Genomic DNA, 16,322 nt, shown 5'->3' on the forward strand with positions numbered 1-16,322 from the left:
CGAATAAATAGATTATAGATGGTGATCGGGATTGGCATGGTGTGCCTGATGTTCCGGCAGCTGGGTTGTCCGTTCCAAATGGCCCGTTTCGCTTCCCATTCCTTTTAAAAATTCAAAGAAAAAGGCAATCGACCGGTTAATTTCAGGATCCTTCAAGGACCGGACGATATCGAAATAACCAATTTTCTCATCATCATCCTTGCTTTCTGAAACTCTAGCGATTCCGGCATTCAGCTTAAGGAGAATTGGTTCCAGCTGCTTTACATTTAAGGTACCTAAAACCCCAACCATCAATAAAAGATTTTTTAAAGTATTGGCCGTTTCCTTCGTGTCAGCCTTTTTAACAAGGATTTGCAATACCTTGTCGCCTTCAGCAAATAATCCGCTCAATAAAGGAATAACCCCCCGGTCATGCATATGTTTCACCATGTCCAGTGTATCTAGTAAAGCATCCTTATTTTTTAATAGGGAATCCTCAATTTCACGTAAATCCTTTTTGCGCTTCTCCTCTTCGGAAATCTCGTAACGGTTAATTTGCTTGATTGCTTTAGCCATTCTTTGACCGCTCCCTTTCCTTTACAAGTTCACCCGGGAACACATAATCCTTTCGGGCCCATTTCTTTTGCACTTGAACACCCATTTGAGGCTGTGGATTCCCATAACGGAAATTAATTCTTGGCAGAGGATTAATCCCCTCCTCCTGTAAAATTTCCATTCTAACACGAGTGTCCTTATAAGCAGGTGTATCGGTATCCTTATCCGCTGCACTGCTTGTCAGGTAATTGACGGCTCCGTCCCCGGTATCATTCATGGGCAGATATACTTCCTTGCCCTTTACCCGAGCAGTAATGATACATTTCACTTTTACATTACCAAATGGTGACGTCAGGCGGACAAGCGTTCCGTCCTTTAGGCCTCGTTCTGCTGCAAGCTCAGGTGAAACTTCAAGGAATACTGCCGGTGTTTTTTCTGAAATTCCTTTTGATTTGTAAGTGAGATTTCCTTCATGAAAGTGCTCCAATAATCGGCCGTTATTAAGGTGAAGGTCATATTGTTCTTCAAAATCAAGCGGCTTTGTCCATTGCACTGGATAGAATCGGGCCTTTCGATCTGAAAAAGGAAATCCATCTGTGTATAGGAGCGGCGTATCGGTCCCATCCGGTTTTACTGGCCATTGCAAACTCTTGTAACCTTCTAATCTTTCATAAGTGACCCCCGCATAAATCGGCATTAGCATTGCCGCTTCCTCCATAATGTCACTTGGATGCTGGTAATTCCAGTTGGCACCAAGCCGGTTGGCTACTAACTGAATGATTTCCCAATCTGGCTTGGAATCACCATGTGGTTCAAAGACTTGATACAATCTTTGAATACGGCGTTCCGTATTGGTAAAGGTTCCTTCTTTTTCAAGACTTGGGCTTGCCGGCAGAACGACATCCGCATACTGGGCAGTCCGGGAGAAAAAGATATCCTGAACAACGAAAAATTCGAGTTTTTCGTAAGCCGCATGGACATGGTTAATGTTTGAGTCGACTAACCCCATTTCTTCTCCCTTTACATACATGGCCTTCAACGTACCTTGGTGTATTCCCTCAATCATATCGTGATTATTAATACCTACTTCCGAGGACAGCTTGACGCCCCAGGCCTGTTCAAATTTCGCCAGCACTTCAGGGTTGTCCACACGCTGGTATCCAGGAAAATTCTCCGGCGCGCTGCCCATGTCCCCTGCTCCTTGAACATTATTATGGCCCCGGAGTGGGTACGAACCGGCACCCGGCCGTGCATAGTTTCCGGTTACCAGCAAGAGGTTAGAAATGGCTGTACTTGTGTCACTGCCGCCCAGATGCTGAGTCACACCCATTGCCCAAAGAATGGCGGTTCCGTCGGCCTCATAAATCATTTCCGCAATTTGAATCAGTGTCTCTTTAGAAAGACCAGTGACCTCCTCGGCATAACCTAACGTATAAGGAGCAAGGCTTTCTCTGTATTCTTCGAAACCATTTACATTCATTTGAATAAACTCTTCATCGGCCCAGCCCATATCAATGATGTATTTAGTTACAGCAGAGAGCCAAACCAAATCGGACCCTGCGTTTGGGTGAATGAACAGGTCTGCCCGGGCGGCCATCTCGTGCTCACGAAGATCTGCCACAATCAATTTTTGCCCATGAAGTTTATGGGCACGCTTGACCCTTGTGGCTAAGACAGGATGTGCTTCTGCTGTATTGGAACCGACAATAATCACCAGACCGGCTTTGGCTATGTCCTTAATAGACCCAGCGTCACCGCCGTACCCAACGGTTCGGTGCAGCCCAACCGTTGCTGGTGTCTGACAATAACGAGAACAGTTGTCGACATTGTTTGTGCCGATGACCTGACGAGCCAATTTTTGCATTAAATAGGATTCTTCATTTGTACATTTTGAGGAAGTAATAAAGCCCATCGATTGGGGTCCATACTGGCTGCGAATCTCACGGAAACGTTTGGCGATTAAATCAAGAGCTTCCTCCCATTCCGCTTCACGGAAGCTGTCGCCTTCACGGATCAGCGGCTTCGTTAACCGTTCTTCACTATTGACAAAATCCCAGCCGAATTTCCCTTTTACACAAGTGGAAATGCCATTCGCCGGTGCCTCAGCATTTGGTTCCACCTTTAAAATCTCGCGTCCTTTTGTCCAGACATCAAAGCTGCAGCCGACACCACAGAAGGTACAAACCGTTTTGGTACGTTTCACTTTCGCCTCACGCATCGCGGATTCCATATCGGAAATGGTCAGGATGGAACCATAACCGGTCTCCACCCCTTTGGTCAATTCAATCATCGAACGGAGGGTTCCTCCTTCAATGCCTGTCAGATAGCCGGCTTCCCCAAGCATTCCTTTTTCCATCATCGCATTACAAGGACAAACGGTCGAACAGTGTCCACATGAAACACAGGAAGATTCGTTAATCGGAACATCGTTATCCCAGATGACCCGAGGATGCTCCCTATCCCAATCAATTCTAAGGGTTTCAGTGACCTGTACATTCTGGCAGGCCTCGACACAGCGTCCACACAAAATACACTGGTCAGGATCATAGCGGTAGAAAGGATTCGACATGTCCTTTTGATACGGTTTATCCTTCCAAGGAATACTTTGATGGTTGATTCGCATCTCCTTAACGGTGTTATGTATTTCGCAGCCGCCATTGTTGTAATCACAAACCGTACAATATAATTCATGATTGCGGAGAATATTGTCCATTGCCGCTGTTTGCGATTTTTTTACAAGCGGGCCCATTGTATCGATGACATCCCCCTCCTTTAAAGGGGTCGAACAGGACCTGACAAGTTCTCCATTTATCTCTACGATACAGGTGTCGCAAGTTTCAATCGGTCCGAGGCTAGGATGATAGCACACCTGCGGAACTTCAATGGAGCTATCGTTGAGGTATTGCAAAACCGTTTGTCCTTCTGCTGCCTCTACCTCTGCTCCGTTAATCGTAATGTGTATGTTTTTTAACAAAATGGCTCCATCCTTTCTTTTTAATAATGACTCTCTCCTTTTTCAGTACCCCATTTTTTAAAAAATAAAAACCCTTTCTGCTTCAATTCAATGAAAAGATTGTTTGTAGTTGGTGAAATAGTGGTAAAGCATGGAAAAAGAAGGGACGAATCCACATGAAATATATGATTTTAAAAAGCAAGAAAAGAAATCAAAAATATAGATACAAAATAGTGGAGACAATCGAAGCTTCTTCCTTGGAAGTGGCGAGTGATCTTGTATTCAAGAAATTTAGAAAGGAAAGGAACAAAGAGAACGGAGAAACCTACATAATCGTTCCTTTTAGTAAGAATTTGTATGCTCATAAAAATAGGATTCCTTCTTTGGATGGTGTTCCCTATTGTGTGGTACAGTACCTCGTACCTTGAGAAGGTTGGTGTCACAAAAGATATTTTTCTACAAATAAGAAAAGTACTTCATCATATAAGGTCTGAAATTGTAAGAAAAAGAAGGAATTTTACTATTTCTTATAAAATATGGAGATAAATGTAGAGAAGTTTTATAACGTAATGGCAGGAAAAAATCCCTTATATACAAAATATTAAAGACAAGACGAAATCGAAGTCTTACGAATAAGTTGAAAGGTGGTATTTATTGTTGAATGAGCTAACCCTACAACAACTCGTCGAAGGTCTGCCGAAGTCTTTATTAAATGCATCTGATAGGGATATAGAGGGATTCCAAAAAATCATCGAAGAAACCATAAAATTAAGAGAAGGTCATAGAAACCTGCAAAAAATGGTGAAAAACTTCTCACTCTCTACGATTCAGCGTACGTAAAAGAACGTGATCGCAAAAAATTTAGAAGGTATAACTACCTTCTTTTTTTATACAAGAAATGAATCAAATAGCAAATTTTTATGATCCTTAGTCCCTCCCAAGATGCTAAGGATCATTTTCACGTATATATAAGAAAAATGGGATGCGATAATCTGAAAATATACATCCTGAAATTTACCCTTTTAAATAAGGGGTAAGTAACTCAATGGCATTTTGTAATTTTTCCGCATTCTCTGTATATAATTTTTTTGCCTCTTCAGAATCCGTTTGTAAAGAAAAAGATTCTAGGTCGGCTTGGCATTTTTTTAGTGATGACATTAATAGTGGTTTTTGTTGCGGTGATGGGATCTTGAGTTTGTCATCATAAACATCTATGGTTAATTGTCCATAGGAATCCACTTGTGCCATAAATACATTATCTAGCATAACGCCAAGTTTCCCTAATTCGGTATCGAGCCATTGTTGGTTCTTATTTGCCTCAGTAAGGGCATTATTTATTATTTTCCCGTCCATAATAACTGTCTGAGGAGCTTTCTCATTCCCAGCCTTTATGTCTAAATCCTTTAAAGTGATCGGTTGATTTTCTTTTTTCAAGAGAACATTTAATTCTCCGTTCGGTTCCAAAACGGCAAACTCTACATCGGCCATTTTAAATACATTTTTCTTCCTCAATAATGTATTTAAATCATCAATCGAGTAAAATTTCTTTTTTAAACTATCTTCCATCACTTTTCCATCTTTAATAAAAACAGTGGATTTTCCTTCGGCAATATCTCTAAATTTTTTGCTCTTCAAAGAAAGGACGTCCACACCAAAGGTTACGACTCCAAAAATAATCAACACAATAATTCCATGCATTATTTTCGCATCAACACCGGTAATTACTTCAGCGGCAACACTACCAATAGTGATTCCTGAGATATATTCAAAAAACGAAAGCTGGGAAATTTGTTTTGACCCCAAAAATTTGGTCATCAAAAATAATACTGCAATATACAATAACGCACGTAAGGCCACTTCAATCCAATCAGGCAATATCGTTCACCTCGATCTTAAGATGGTTTATATTGAGGTTCTTGAACTTCCATTTCCGTTGTTCGGTTTTGTAAATCATTTTTCACTTCTTCCATAATTAACATGGCTTTGTGAAACGCTTGTTGAGCCTGTTCATCCTGCGAATTTAAAGCAAAAGTGGAAAGTTGTGCTTCCATTCCTTGAATTGATACTAAGCATTGTTTTACATTGGAATATACTGTCATTTTTAGCTCCCTATTGTTAAAAAGCGTATTTATTGTGCAAGTTATGATTAAACAGGGCAGCATAACGCTACCCCATCTTTTTTTATTGATTATATTGTGGTTCTTCTTTTTGAATTTCCTGAAGACGCGGTTCTAGGCTGTCAATAATCGTTTGCGTTTGTTGAGCAGCATTTTGATACAATTGCTTTGCACTCTTATTTTCAGTTTGCAATGCAAAAGTTTCAAAACTTGCTTGTGCACTTTTTAAGCCTGCTAACGTTTGATTCACTTGAGTAGCTACTGTCATTTTGCATTCCCACCCTTACAAATAATTGAACTACAAATGTATTCTCTGTCTGAAAATTAAGATGTATAAGTGGTAATGTTTACTTAAAAAGTTAGAATCAGGTCTTTCATTTCATCTTTGGTTATATAAAAAAGTTGGCACCAATGATTAGTACCAACTTTTTCTGCTTAGTTTTATTTAATCTTTTCACATTGCTCTAATAATTGCTCGGTCTGTTCGATTAAAGAGAACAATTCATTCCATGAGTCTTCTGTATTGATATTCTGAGAATGAGCCAAGTTGTTCCGAAGTTCTTCTAATTTTTTAAAGAATTGTTTCCCTTTCGTCTTTGTGTCAATCCCTAACAGGTCCCTCAATGGCTCTTCATGAAGGACGATGTCTCTTTTATCACAAATTTGCAAGCAATCACTTAATTGAATCGCTTCATTCTTTGCCTTTCGAAGAGAGTATAGATCTTCTGCAAATTGAATCCGCTTAGGATTTAAATGTTTTTTCCAAGTTTCCTCAGGAAAATAGTCATTGATAATGCGGTAAAGGTGCATTTCTAGAATGGAGATTAAACCAAATAACAACATCCGAATCGGCGGCTTCTGAAGGTCAGCCAGAGTTACTACTTTTGTAATCCGGTTTCCTTCTAGAATAAAGATTCGATCGATCTCTTTAAAGATAAACAGTGTTTGCAAAAGTGGCGTTGATTCGGAAACGAGTTCAGTCGGGCTAAAGCTGCGATAATAGTCTTGACAGGTTCCTTCCTTCAATTCGTCCCTTACTACATAACCTATAACCACACCGCTATCTTCCACACCGAGTACATCATAGTCTTTATTCAACATCATTTCTTTAATAACGTAAGCATCATCCTTAAGATGACAAGTATCCATCGTTTCTGCAATGCTGTTTACTGTGATATTTTGTTCATATATGGAACGAAGACTTTGATACGAACTAACTTTGTCACGCTGCTGCGCTCGGATGACTGGCATAATCGATACCTCCAGAAAAAAATACATTGTTTAGTTTTTTAATTTACATAAGTAAAAATTCAAAAGATCGGGATATTCCTTTATTTCTTCTCTCCCCTTCTCAGATAGTACATAGGTGCCTCTCTTGATTCTATCAAACCAACCATAATAGTTTTTTACTAGTATAGAGGAAGTTTTGTCTCCTGTTCCCAGCTGGATTAAGTTTTTCGGGGATAACGGTCCATAACTGCTTAGAAAACAAGCAATTTGAATACAATTCTCTTTATAAGCTGTCATGATTTTGGTCCGATTGCTTCCACCCACATTAAAATCTGCACTTCGCCCATTGATTTCCCTTAGAACAGATTCTCTCTTTCTCTTGCTTTGCCCCATACTTTTACGACGATTAAATAGAGATGGATGGAAGGCGACCTCAGCCTTTGGCCGTTTCGATGGACTCGAAACTAAAATTAAGCCCATTTCCAGTCTTCTAATTAAATGGCATTTATCAATCCACTTTCTAGAATGTAAACGATGCTTTGGTTTGGGGATGGCAATATAAACTTGATCCGTTATCCGCTGCCGTTTGGCTGCCTGTATAAGCAAATCAACACTTAATGTAAGCTTCAATTCAATGACAACTACCTCTTCATCTTTAACAGCCACTATATCACAATCTTTCACTTCACCGTAAACCTCATAACCTTCATTTACGAAAAATGTTTGAATTGGTTTATATAAATCCATTTCCTGCAGCTTTTTTCCTTCCTTCATATCCATTCACCATCCAATTCAAACCCTTAAGATGAGTTTCATAAATTAAATGTAACCTATAATTGATTATCGGAAAAGGAATGTTCTACTATTGAACAATAAAAGACTTTGCGATAATAACCTTGTAATCAGAAATACAAAAAAATGTAACCTGATATTAAAAGAAATGAAAACTAATTATGGGATAATTAACTAGATTTACTGTAAATGATTAGTCTCTGAGGTGACGTAGGATTTGACACGCGTAAAAAAGAATAAAAGAAGAATAAGATGGAGAAGACTATTCTGCGCCCTTATTCTATTAAGTGTTTTTCTAGTTGGTCTTATTAATATATATCAATACATAGAAGAAAAAGTAATAGCCTTCAATCAACCACTCAAGCAACCACTAAAAAAAGTAAAAGATGCACATACATTTAAAGGAGACACCAATACACTAGGTGCAATCAATGTTCTTTTACTAGGAAGTGACTCGCGGGGAGAAAAACAATCTCGAACGGACACCATCATGGTCGCCCATTATGATCCGGAAACTCATAAAATCAAACTGATTTCTCTCATGCGGGATATGCTGGTTTCTGTCCCAGAGCATGGCCAACAGAAATTAAATGCAGCGTATTCATTTGGAGGTCCTGAATTATTAAGGGAAACCATTAAAGAAAATTTCGGATTGGATATCCATTATTATACCATTATAGACTTTAAAGGATTTGAAAAAGCTGTCGATCTTTTGGCACCAAATGGAATAAAAGTAGACATACCCTATGAGATGTCTTCTGGCATCAATGTAAAGTTAGAAAAAGGCAAACAAACCCTGCATGGGAAAGAATTGTTAGGATATGTCCGATTTCGTCATGATCGTTTAAGTGACTTTGGACGGATCCAAAGACAGCAGGAAGTCATTTCAAAATTAAAAGAGCAAGCGGTAAGTTTCCAAAGTGTTGTCAAACTTCCTAAAATATTAAGTCTTATGAATACATACATAGATACCAATATAGATAGTTCCACCCTATTGGAGATGGGAAAAGATATATTAACAAAGAAAAGCAGCAATATAGAGACATTAAGGATTCCTGAAGATGGCAGTTTTGAAAATAAACGTGATGACGAGCTTGGTGCAGTTTTAGAAGTGGACTTTGCGAGAAACATCGAGGCTCTTAATGATTTTTTAGGAGAAAAAAGTGTGGCTCAAAATGAATAAAAGCTAGGATCTGTTTTTTTTACTGAAAGATAAGAGAAATGAAGTTCAAGGCTTAATTAGCTATAAAAACATGTTGTTTAACGTTTATAAGAAAATGAAAGAGGAGCGGGGATTCCAAACGGGTTCCGTTTCCTATCGCAAAACGTCAATTTGCACAGGAAAATGCAAACCAAAATGTAGGACAATTTGTAAGGCTAGAGAGAGTAAAAAACATTAGAAATAGCAAGGGTTTATCCCCTTGCTATTTTTGCTTTTAATGGCTAATTCTTGGATTGCGAATGACGAAGTTAGCAAACCATTTCCGCCTTCGCCGTATCGATTTTGTGTAGGTATGAGAATTCATAGGCGGAGAATTTCCGGCTAATGTATTTAGGGGTAGCTTTAGAAGCGGATCTAAGCGGAGATATTCCGATTAACTGCTTTAAATTACACAAAATTCATAGATTTGGAAAATATACCGGAAAAACTCCCCTTATTTTTTAGGAAATATGGGTATTTCCCAATTTAACCGGAATTTTACCGTTTATTTTTAATACACTCGTAATCCTCATAATTTTTAAATACTTCAATAGCTTGTTTTAAATTGTTACTGTATTTAAAATTCTCATCTAACATTATTTCGAGCCCTTGATTGTAGCAATCAGAAGTTTATATAGAAAAAACAAAAAAACAGTTCGATATATTGAACTGTTTTAGTTTGTATATTAATTAAATTCTTAATATTTCTAAGTTTGAAGTAAGAATAAATTCCAGTCTTCAAATATTTCTGTAGACCAGGGTATTGCCAAATTCCTGCAGTTCTAAAAGCTTTCTTTACGTGCTCATCTCACACTTATATCCACGTGTTCTAACCATTTTAACTCATCTTTCGTTAAAACAATTTGGGAGCCTTCGTAACACGAGTTCAACTCCTCTTCATTTTGAGCACCGATAAGGGCACAGGTTGGAAATGGCTGATTAAGCACATAAGCAAGAGCAATTTGAATGGTACTGACACCTTTTTCTTTCGCCAATTGTTCCGCACGGCGAAGACGTTCCCAATTCTCCTCACTGTAAAAAACGCGAACAAGATCTTCATTGCTTCGATCTTCCGGCGTGAAGCGGCCAGTAAAGAAACCCCTCGCTTGGGAAGACCACGAAAGAATAGGGAGCTGATATTTTTCATGCCATTCACAATCCGCGGCATCAGCTGATACGCAGCCTGCCCAAAAAGGTTCTTTCGCTTTCGCTAAACTTAAATTTGGACTACTAAAAGTAAATCCGACTAACCCATTAGCTGCTGCATATTCATTCGCTTCCTGCAGCCGTTCGACCGTCCAATTTGACCCGCCAATTGCCTTAATTCTTCCTGCGGCAATATGTTCATTTAAAGCATCCATAATAACACTGACTGGGACATTTGGGTCATCACGATGCAACGCATATAAATCGATATAATCTGTACCAAGCCTTTCTAAGCTCTCAAAAAGATCCCTTGAAATGGCATCAGGATTGACACGAGGGCCATTCTGGTCGTGATGAGCCCCTTTTGTTAAAATAACGACATCTTTACGATTGTTCCGTTCTTTCATCCACTGACCTATCGCCAGTTCACTCTCCCCGCCACAGTAAATATGAGCCGTGTCAATCGTATTCCCGCCTATGGCAAAATACCGGTCCAGCACCTGGCAAACTTTTTCATAAACACTTGGCCTAAAATAATCAGAGCCTTGTATTAGAGTTGTTATTGGTTTTGATAACCCTGGAATAGTAATCGTTTTCATTCCTTCTACCTCCCATTTCTCATAATTCAACCCGGCGGCGTTCTTTTGCTGATGTTAAACAAGCATCTAATACTTTCATATTCAGCACGGCATCGGTGGCTGGAAAAGGAAGCGGTTCTCCCTTTCGAATGCTTCTTCCGATTGCATCTGCTTGTAAGGCATATTGATTCAAATGCGGAACTTCCACCTCTCTCTTCCCATCCTTTGTATAGACAAAAAAGTGATCTCCTTCATCCTGATTAACGACAAATGCGCTTGGAACTTCGATTCGTCCTTCTGTTCCCAAAATTTCGAGCGTATTTCTAAATGCTGCCCACATGCCGCAATCAAAGGTTAAAGCTACACCTCTATTAAACTCCAAAATGCCTGAGGCCATCATATCAACAGAATCGTGGTCTTCAGACAATAAAGCATGAACCGTTGCAGCTTGCGGTTCTTCGTTTAACAACAAGCGTGCTGCACTAATCGGATAAACGCCAACATCATATAACGAGCCGCCGCCCCACTCTTGTTTATAACGAATATTGTTCCTGTCCTTTGCATTGTTGAAGGTAAAGGTGCCATGGATTCCACGTAGCTCGCCAATCTCACCCGATTGAATAATGTCACGAATCGTGTGATACCGTGGATGATACCGGTACATAAAGGCTTCAGCTAAAATAACGCCTGCTTTTTCGGAAGCCTCTGCCATTTCTTGTGCTTCATCTGCATTGATTGCTAATGGCTTTTCACATAATACATGTTTGCCTGCCTCCATTGCACGTATAGCCCATTCTTTATGCAAATGGTTAGGAAGAGGAATGTAAACGGCTTCAATAGTTGGATCAGCAAGTAATTCTTCATAACTTCCATATGCTGTCGGTATATTCAATTCCTTCGCTGTTTGCCTGGCCTTGTCCAATCCACGGCTGGCGATCGCAGCGACTTCTCCGGTTTCAGATTGCTGGATTCCAGGTATAACCGCGCGCTTCGCAATTCCAGCACATCCGATAATCCCCCAACGAATTTTTTTCATTCGGATTCACTCCTTTAAGGAAATATAATACTATATTGTCATTATATTAAACTCATAATAAAATAAAAATAACATCTTTTTGTCCTACATATGAAACAATATTGCTATGAAAAGAGTGATGGCAAGTGCAAAGACAATATTTATTACCTACACTCAATGATCATGAATATATGGTACTTCCCGAATCAATTGGATTATATTGGGATGAACCCGAGCATCAGGTAGACCGAAAAGTGGGAACACTTAATAATTTTAGTATTCATTTTGTTCTCTCGGGATCTGGATTTGTAGAAATGGATGGAAAACAGTATTCTTTGAAGCGCGGGGATGCTTTTTTGTATTTTCCTATGCAGGAGCAGCGATATTACAGCAGCCGACATGACCCTTGGACGATTCGCTGGGTTCATTTTTATGGAAGTGTCCTCCATCCGTTTTTATCGGATAAAGGTTTTCATCGACATTCACTCTGGAATGTACAACATATTCAACCGTTAGAAGAAGCACATGAACAGTTATTGCTTGAAGCAGAGAAAAATAGTTTTTTACATTTGTCCCGACTGTCCACCCTTACCTATACTTTTTTAATGGAGTTTATTACAAATGTGGTGCCTCGAACTTCTGATCGAAAGCAGGAATTAGATGATCGAATTCAAGGCTTACTCCCCGGGATGCAAAGTAAAGCATGTGAACCCTTTGAACTGGATTACTGGGCAAACCAAGCAGGTGTGAGCACCTATTACTTTTGCCGTCTTTTCAAACGAGCTACTCAAATGACACCCATGGCTTTTATTACTTTATGCCGCCTTCAAATGAGTAAGCAATGGCTTCTGGACAATAAAGAAATGACGATCAAAGAAATTGCTCTAAAAGCAGGTTATCCAAGTATCAGTTATTTTAATAAACGTTTCCTAAAACATGAAGGAATGACACCTACCGATTACCGCGAGCTGTCTCCATTTAAAACATTGAAATAGTTTCCCTAAAGGCTTTACAATACGTGTAAATTAAGAAAAACTCGTCAATATCTCCATGTAATTGACGAGTTTTTGTGATTACCCAATGTAGGTTCTATCAAATGTTTCGAGTTATGAGTACTTGGGTAGACATTAAATACCCCTTAGATGTAATTAATTTACTGTATTAGTATATTATAGGAGGCATGGTAGAGTGAGGATGGAAAAAAGAATCATTGGAACATTTAATTCTGAGCAAGAAGTCATGTTTGCGATCGAAGAATTGAAACGTAAGGGTTATCGTGAAACAGATATGATGGTTGTGGCAAAGTATCGAAGTGACATTCCGTTGATTACTTCCCAAACTGGAGTAATGGTAGAAGCAGATATACAAGTGAATACTTTAGCTGGTGTCATGATGCAAAACTTTTTTTCCTTAATGATGGTAGGAATGGGTGGAAGCCCATCAAGCGCTGTGTCTAGCAGGCTTATGGAAAGGGGACTACCATTATATACGGCAAAACAGTGTGAAAAGGAAATAAATATTAATGGAAAAATCATCTTGCTGGCTGATACGAAAATAAATAACGACGGCCCTATTACTGAAGCACAATTTGAGACCGAAAAAACAACAGCTATCCGACTTCGTGAAGAACAGCTTGATGTTACAAAAGAGCGAGTCCAAGTCGGAGAATTACAGCTCCATAAAGAAGTAGTGGAGGAACAGCAAACTATTTATGTTCCCCTAACTCGAGAAGAAGTATATATTGAGCGACGTCCTGTCATTGATGGAAAGGTCGATGGCAAATCATTTACAGAGAATGAAATCATTCGTATTCCCATTACGGAAGAACGAATAGAAGTAACGAAAACACCTGTAGTCGTTGAAGAAGTGATTGTAGGCAAGCGAAAAATTCAAGAAACAAAACAGGTACAAGATATCATTAGAAAAGAAAAAGCACGAATTGAGGAGCGTTCTGTCCCATCGGCAACGGAAGCAGTCACGCTACTCAAGGCCGTTAAGGCGCAAGAAGAAGTTATGACGGAAAGCCCAGATATTTTGATAGTGGAAGGAAATCCCGATATTGAGAGTATAATGAAGGAGGATAAAAAAGAAGATACCCGCGAAAAACGCACAGGCTCCCTTGTTGTTAAAGAAAAGATAAATAAACAAGAAGTATCTGGAAGTAATAAGGATAAAGCGAACGGGACATTAACAGATTCACCTGTTATGAAGGAAAATGAAAGTGAAAGTCACGAACCGACTTCAGTAGCTAATGTGAACGAAGAAGCAATCCACAGCAACAAAAATTCTTCGAAAGAGGAAAATATTAGTAAGAAAAATAAGAAAAACTAGCATACTAAAGAAAATAGATTGGATCGTCTGAAGTTTTAAAAAACTTTAAAAAAAGCTGATTTCAAGAGACTAAATTGTCAAGTTTTGAAATCAGCTTTTTCCAGTCGTCTGTTTAAAAAACTGTAAGATTTCCTACATGCGAGTCAACTGATAAAATGAATTTCCTTATTGACTCGAATCTCCATTATCACTTTGAGAACCATCGTCTGTTTGAGAACCATCATCTGTTTTTGAGCCATCATCTGTTTTTGAGCCATCATCAGTTTGCTGGGTGTTTGGATCCTCCGTTTTTGAACTAGCATTTGAGCATGCGGTAGCGGCTCCAAGTAACAACAATGCTGACATCAAAGCAAATAACCACTTTTTGAAAGTTTTCATTTTTATTCCTCCTTGAATGCTTGCATTTTGTAGTACAGTCCTATCATACAAGCTTTCAAAGAAAAAAGAAGACGATTTTCCATATCTTAACATTATTAAACCATTTCATAAATTACTTGAAATATTTATTATTCTAAATTTACAGACTATTAATATAAGTTACCTCAACTTAAATGATATCCTTTAATAAACCTATTCAAGTCTATCACTTTCCAAATTGGATAGCCCAAATAAGATCATCGAGTCCTTTATTGATTCCTCGAACGCCGATTAAAATCCCTCTCAATCCCTTTTTTCCAGTTTCGATTGATCCTTTTACCGCTTCGAAGATCACTAACAGCTTCATTAACAGCTTCATAATTTAATTGCGTTCCACGTTCGTCGGCATGGTAATCCACTGCGAAGTCCTCATCAATTCCAAAACGTGCAGCCATTGAGATGGCATCAATGTTAGCTCCAAGGAATAAGAACTCCCAGTCATACTTCTCTTTTTGGAACTGAACCATTCTTTTTATTTTTTCCGCTGTGTATTCCCGGCTGGCATTTTCCATCCCATCCGTAGTGATAACGAACAGTACCTTGTCTGCCCTTTCTTCTTCACTTGTTCTCTTTTGAAGATTGACGATTTTTTGAATGGTAAATCCAATGGCATCAAATAACGCTGTACTGCCTCCTACCTCGTAATCCTTTTCAGTAAGCGGTGAAATGCCCTTTACATTGATTCGATCATGTAATACTTCGTATCGGTGATCGAATAATACCGTTGTGACTATCGCTTTTCCTTCTGCTTTTTGCTGTTTCTTAAGCATGGCATTAAAGCCGCCAATGGTATCTGCTTCAAGCCCTGCCATTGAGCCGCTTTTATCTAAAATAAATACTAATTCAGTTACATTCCTTTTCATGAATCATCATCCTCCGTTACTTGATAATGAAAGAATATCATTCATCAGAAACGAAATGGTCGCTTGGAAAGCGACATTTTAAGCTCCGAGCAATGGCTGATCGAAAGTAAATAAAGCTTCATTGATTTCATGAATATTGAAATTCGCTTGTTGAATAAAGAACTCAATAATCACATCGAATTTACTGCTGCGGGATAACGTATATCCGGCAGCTTCGAGCAGTTGATTCGTTTCCTCTAGACTTAATTGTAACGCAATCGCAAAAGCAACAGCGGTTTTCTTTTTCGGAGTATAATCGTCTTCCTTGCGAATTTTGGAGAATAACCTCCTGTCGATATTAGCCCGTTTATACGTATCCACATCCGTCATCCCTTTTTCATCAATCAAACGAAGCAGCCGATCTGAAAAAGTTTCATCTAGCTGGTCTAGCAAATCTACTAATTCTAATTCATATTGTGCTTCTGCAAAATACTCAATAACTTCTTCTTCCTGCTCTGAATCTAATAAATAGGGCTCTTCTCTTTTTCTACTAAAAGTAATTTCGGATTCCTCTACATAATGTTCATTTATATATTCATTAATAGAGGTAAATAATTTTTTACTTAACCCGAAGGAACTCTTATCAAAAACCACTAGATAAACGAGCATGTCATGGTTCATCAGAAAAGAACTGATGGCGGATACCGCTATCTGCAATGCTTCTTCTTTTGGATAACCATAAATGCCAGTCGAAATGAAAGGAAAGGCAATCGATTCACATTGATGAGCTCTCGCCAGCTTCAAGGAGTTAAGATAACAGTCATTTAATAGGGCAGCTTCATGATGGGTGCCTCCCTGCCAAATAGGTCCAGGCGTATGAATGATATATTTGGCATTCAAGTTAAACCCATCCGTAATCACCGCTTCTCCTGTCTTGCAGCCACCTATTCTTTTACAAGCTGCTTGCAACTCACTGGCCCCGGCCGCCCGAAAAATAGCTCCACATACACCCCCGCCCATCTTCAGCCCTGAATTCGCAGCATTCACAATCACATCAACATCCATCTTCGTAAGATCATTTCGAACAATCTCAAACGGCATCACACTCTACCTCTTTTCTTTGGAAGCATGGGGACGGTTCTCGTGCTTCCTACCCCTTGCATTGG

The 16,322-nt window shown here is 39.1% G+C and carries 16 protein-coding genes; 4 read left to right on the forward strand and 12 right to left on the reverse strand.

Annotation, left to right across the window (positions count from 1 at the left end):
• Positions 1-12: 12 nt before the first annotated feature.
• Positions 13-555, reverse strand: coding sequence for a DUF1641 domain-containing protein (locus tag CVD27_RS01845; protein ID WP_101646186.1), 543 nt, complete (start codon positions 553-555; stop codon positions 13-15).
• A complete protein-coding gene (fdhF, locus tag CVD27_RS01850; RefSeq protein WP_101646187.1) occupies positions 548-3,508 on the reverse strand; it encodes a formate dehydrogenase subunit alpha in 2,961 nt (986 codons plus the stop codon). The genes CVD27_RS01845 and fdhF overlap by 8 nt, the downstream gene beginning before the upstream one ends.
• A gap of 636 nt (positions 3,509-4,144) precedes the next feature.
• Here fdhF and CVD27_RS01860 point away from each other — a divergent pair.
• Positions 4,145-4,327, forward strand: coding sequence for a hypothetical protein (locus CVD27_RS01860; protein WP_101646189.1), 183 nt, complete (start codon positions 4,145-4,147; stop codon positions 4,325-4,327).
• A 174-nt stretch (positions 4,328-4,501) separates the two neighbouring features.
• On the opposite strand, the gene CVD27_RS01865 is transcribed toward CVD27_RS01860, so the two are convergent.
• The 5 genes from CVD27_RS01865 to CVD27_RS01885 all read right to left on the reverse strand — a co-directional run bounded on the left by CVD27_RS01865 (position 4,502) and on the right by CVD27_RS01885 (position 7,608).
• A complete protein-coding gene (locus CVD27_RS01865; protein WP_101646190.1) occupies positions 4,502-5,362 on the reverse strand; it encodes a DUF421 domain-containing protein in 861 nt (286 codons plus the stop codon).
• Positions 5,363-5,379: 17 nt separating this feature from the next.
• Positions 5,380-5,586, reverse strand: coding sequence for a DUF1657 domain-containing protein (locus tag CVD27_RS01870; protein WP_101646191.1), 207 nt, complete (start codon positions 5,584-5,586; stop codon positions 5,380-5,382).
• A gap of 82 nt (positions 5,587-5,668) precedes the next feature.
• The gene (locus tag CVD27_RS01875; protein ID WP_101646192.1) at positions 5,669-5,872 is read right to left on the reverse strand and encodes a DUF1657 domain-containing protein; all 204 of its coding nucleotides are present in this window, start codon (positions 5,870-5,872) and stop codon (positions 5,669-5,671) included.
• Between the two features lie 173 nt (positions 5,873-6,045).
• Positions 6,046-6,855: a hypothetical protein gene (locus tag CVD27_RS01880; protein ID WP_101646193.1), complete on the reverse strand. Its 810-nt coding sequence runs from the start codon at positions 6,853-6,855 to the stop codon at positions 6,046-6,048.
• Positions 6,856-6,885: 30 nt separating this feature from the next.
• On the reverse strand, positions 6,886-7,608 hold the full coding sequence (locus CVD27_RS01885) for a DUF2161 domain-containing phosphodiesterase (protein WP_101646194.1): 723 nt from the start codon (positions 7,606-7,608) through the stop codon (positions 6,886-6,888).
• A gap of 235 nt (positions 7,609-7,843) precedes the next feature.
• On the opposite strand from CVD27_RS01885, the gene CVD27_RS01890 reads away from it, so the two are divergent.
• On the forward strand, positions 7,844-8,809 hold the full coding sequence (locus CVD27_RS01890; protein WP_101646195.1) for an LCP family protein: 966 nt from the start codon (positions 7,844-7,846) through the stop codon (positions 8,807-8,809).
• An 821-nt stretch (positions 8,810-9,630) separates the two neighbouring features.
• On the opposite strand, the gene CVD27_RS01895 is transcribed toward CVD27_RS01890, so the two are convergent.
• Positions 9,631-10,572, reverse strand: coding sequence for an aldo/keto reductase (locus CVD27_RS01895; RefSeq protein ID WP_101646196.1), 942 nt, complete (start codon positions 10,570-10,572; stop codon positions 9,631-9,633).
• Positions 10,573-10,591: 19 nt separating this feature from the next.
• Positions 10,592-11,587, reverse strand: a complete 996-nt coding sequence (locus CVD27_RS01900) for a Gfo/Idh/MocA family protein (RefSeq protein ID WP_180960116.1) — start codon at positions 11,585-11,587, stop codon at positions 10,592-10,594.
• Between the two features lie 125 nt (positions 11,588-11,712).
• On the opposite strand from CVD27_RS01900, the gene CVD27_RS01905 reads away from it, so the two are divergent.
• Together CVD27_RS01905 and CVD27_RS01910 are read left to right on the forward strand one after the other, a co-directional pair.
• Positions 11,713-12,561, forward strand: a complete 849-nt coding sequence (locus CVD27_RS01905; protein WP_101646198.1) for a helix-turn-helix domain-containing protein — start codon at positions 11,713-11,715, stop codon at positions 12,559-12,561.
• Between the two features lie 199 nt (positions 12,562-12,760).
• A complete protein-coding gene (locus CVD27_RS01910) occupies positions 12,761-13,897 on the forward strand; it encodes a YsnF/AvaK domain-containing protein (protein ID WP_257984231.1) in 1,137 nt (378 codons plus the stop codon).
• A gap of 165 nt (positions 13,898-14,062) precedes the next feature.
• Here the strand turns inward: CVD27_RS01910 and CVD27_RS01915 are convergent, their stop codons facing one another.
• The 3 genes from CVD27_RS01915 to CVD27_RS01925 all read right to left on the reverse strand — a co-directional run bounded on the left by CVD27_RS01915 (position 14,063) and on the right by CVD27_RS01925 (position 16,257).
• On the reverse strand, positions 14,063-14,275 hold the full coding sequence (locus CVD27_RS01915; RefSeq protein WP_101646200.1) for a hypothetical protein: 213 nt from the start codon (positions 14,273-14,275) through the stop codon (positions 14,063-14,065).
• Between the two features lie 248 nt (positions 14,276-14,523).
• Complete coding sequence (locus tag CVD27_RS01920) at positions 14,524-15,177, reverse strand: vWA domain-containing protein (protein WP_101646201.1); 654 nt, start codon at positions 15,175-15,177, stop codon at positions 14,524-14,526.
• A gap of 78 nt (positions 15,178-15,255) precedes the next feature.
• Positions 15,256-16,257, reverse strand: a complete 1,002-nt coding sequence (locus CVD27_RS01925) for a macro domain-containing protein (RefSeq protein ID WP_101646202.1) — start codon at positions 16,255-16,257, stop codon at positions 15,256-15,258.
• Between the last annotated feature and the right edge of the window lie 65 nt (positions 16,258-16,322).

The sequence above is a fragment of the Neobacillus cucumis genome (assembly GCF_002860255.1).
Taxonomy (GTDB): domain Bacteria; phylum Bacillota; class Bacilli; order Bacillales; family Cytobacillaceae; genus Neobacillus; species Neobacillus cucumis_A.

Excerpts from the sequence above, each read along its gene's own strand:
- CVD27_RS01845 (WP_101646186.1), bottom strand. The coding sequence starts at position 555 with ATGGCTAAAGCAATCAAGCAAATTAACCGTTACGAGATTTCCGAAGAG.
- CVD27_RS01870 (WP_101646191.1), bottom strand. The coding sequence starts at position 5,586 with ATGACAGTATATTCCAATGTAAAACAATGCTTAGTATCAATTCAAGGA.
- CVD27_RS01875 (WP_101646192.1), bottom strand. The coding sequence starts at position 5,872 with ATGACAGTAGCTACTCAAGTGAATCAAACGTTAGCAGGCTTAAAAAGT.
- CVD27_RS01880 (WP_101646193.1), bottom strand. The coding sequence starts at position 6,855 with ATGCCAGTCATCCGAGCGCAGCAGCGTGACAAAGTTAGTTCGTATCAA.
- CVD27_RS01885 (WP_101646194.1), bottom strand. The coding sequence starts at position 7,608 with ATGAAGGAAGGAAAAAAGCTGCAGGAAATGGATTTATATAAACCAATT.
- CVD27_RS01895 (WP_101646196.1), bottom strand. The coding sequence starts at position 10,572 with ATGAAAACGATTACTATTCCAGGGTTATCAAAACCAATAACAACTCTA.
- CVD27_RS01900 (WP_180960116.1), bottom strand. The coding sequence starts at position 11,587 with ATGAAAAAAATTCGTTGGGGGATTATCGGATGTGCTGGAATTGCGAAG.
- CVD27_RS01910 (WP_257984231.1), top strand. The coding sequence starts at position 12,761 with ATGGAAAAAAGAATCATTGGAACATTTAATTCTGAGCAAGAAGTCATG.
- CVD27_RS01915 (WP_101646200.1), bottom strand. The coding sequence starts at position 14,275 with ATGAAAACTTTCAAAAAGTGGTTATTTGCTTTGATGTCAGCATTGTTG.
- CVD27_RS01920 (WP_101646201.1), bottom strand. The coding sequence starts at position 15,177 with ATGAAAAGGAATGTAACTGAATTAGTATTTATTTTAGATAAAAGCGGC.
- CVD27_RS01925 (WP_101646202.1), bottom strand. The coding sequence starts at position 16,257 with ATGCCGTTTGAGATTGTTCGAAATGATCTTACGAAGATGGATGTTGAT.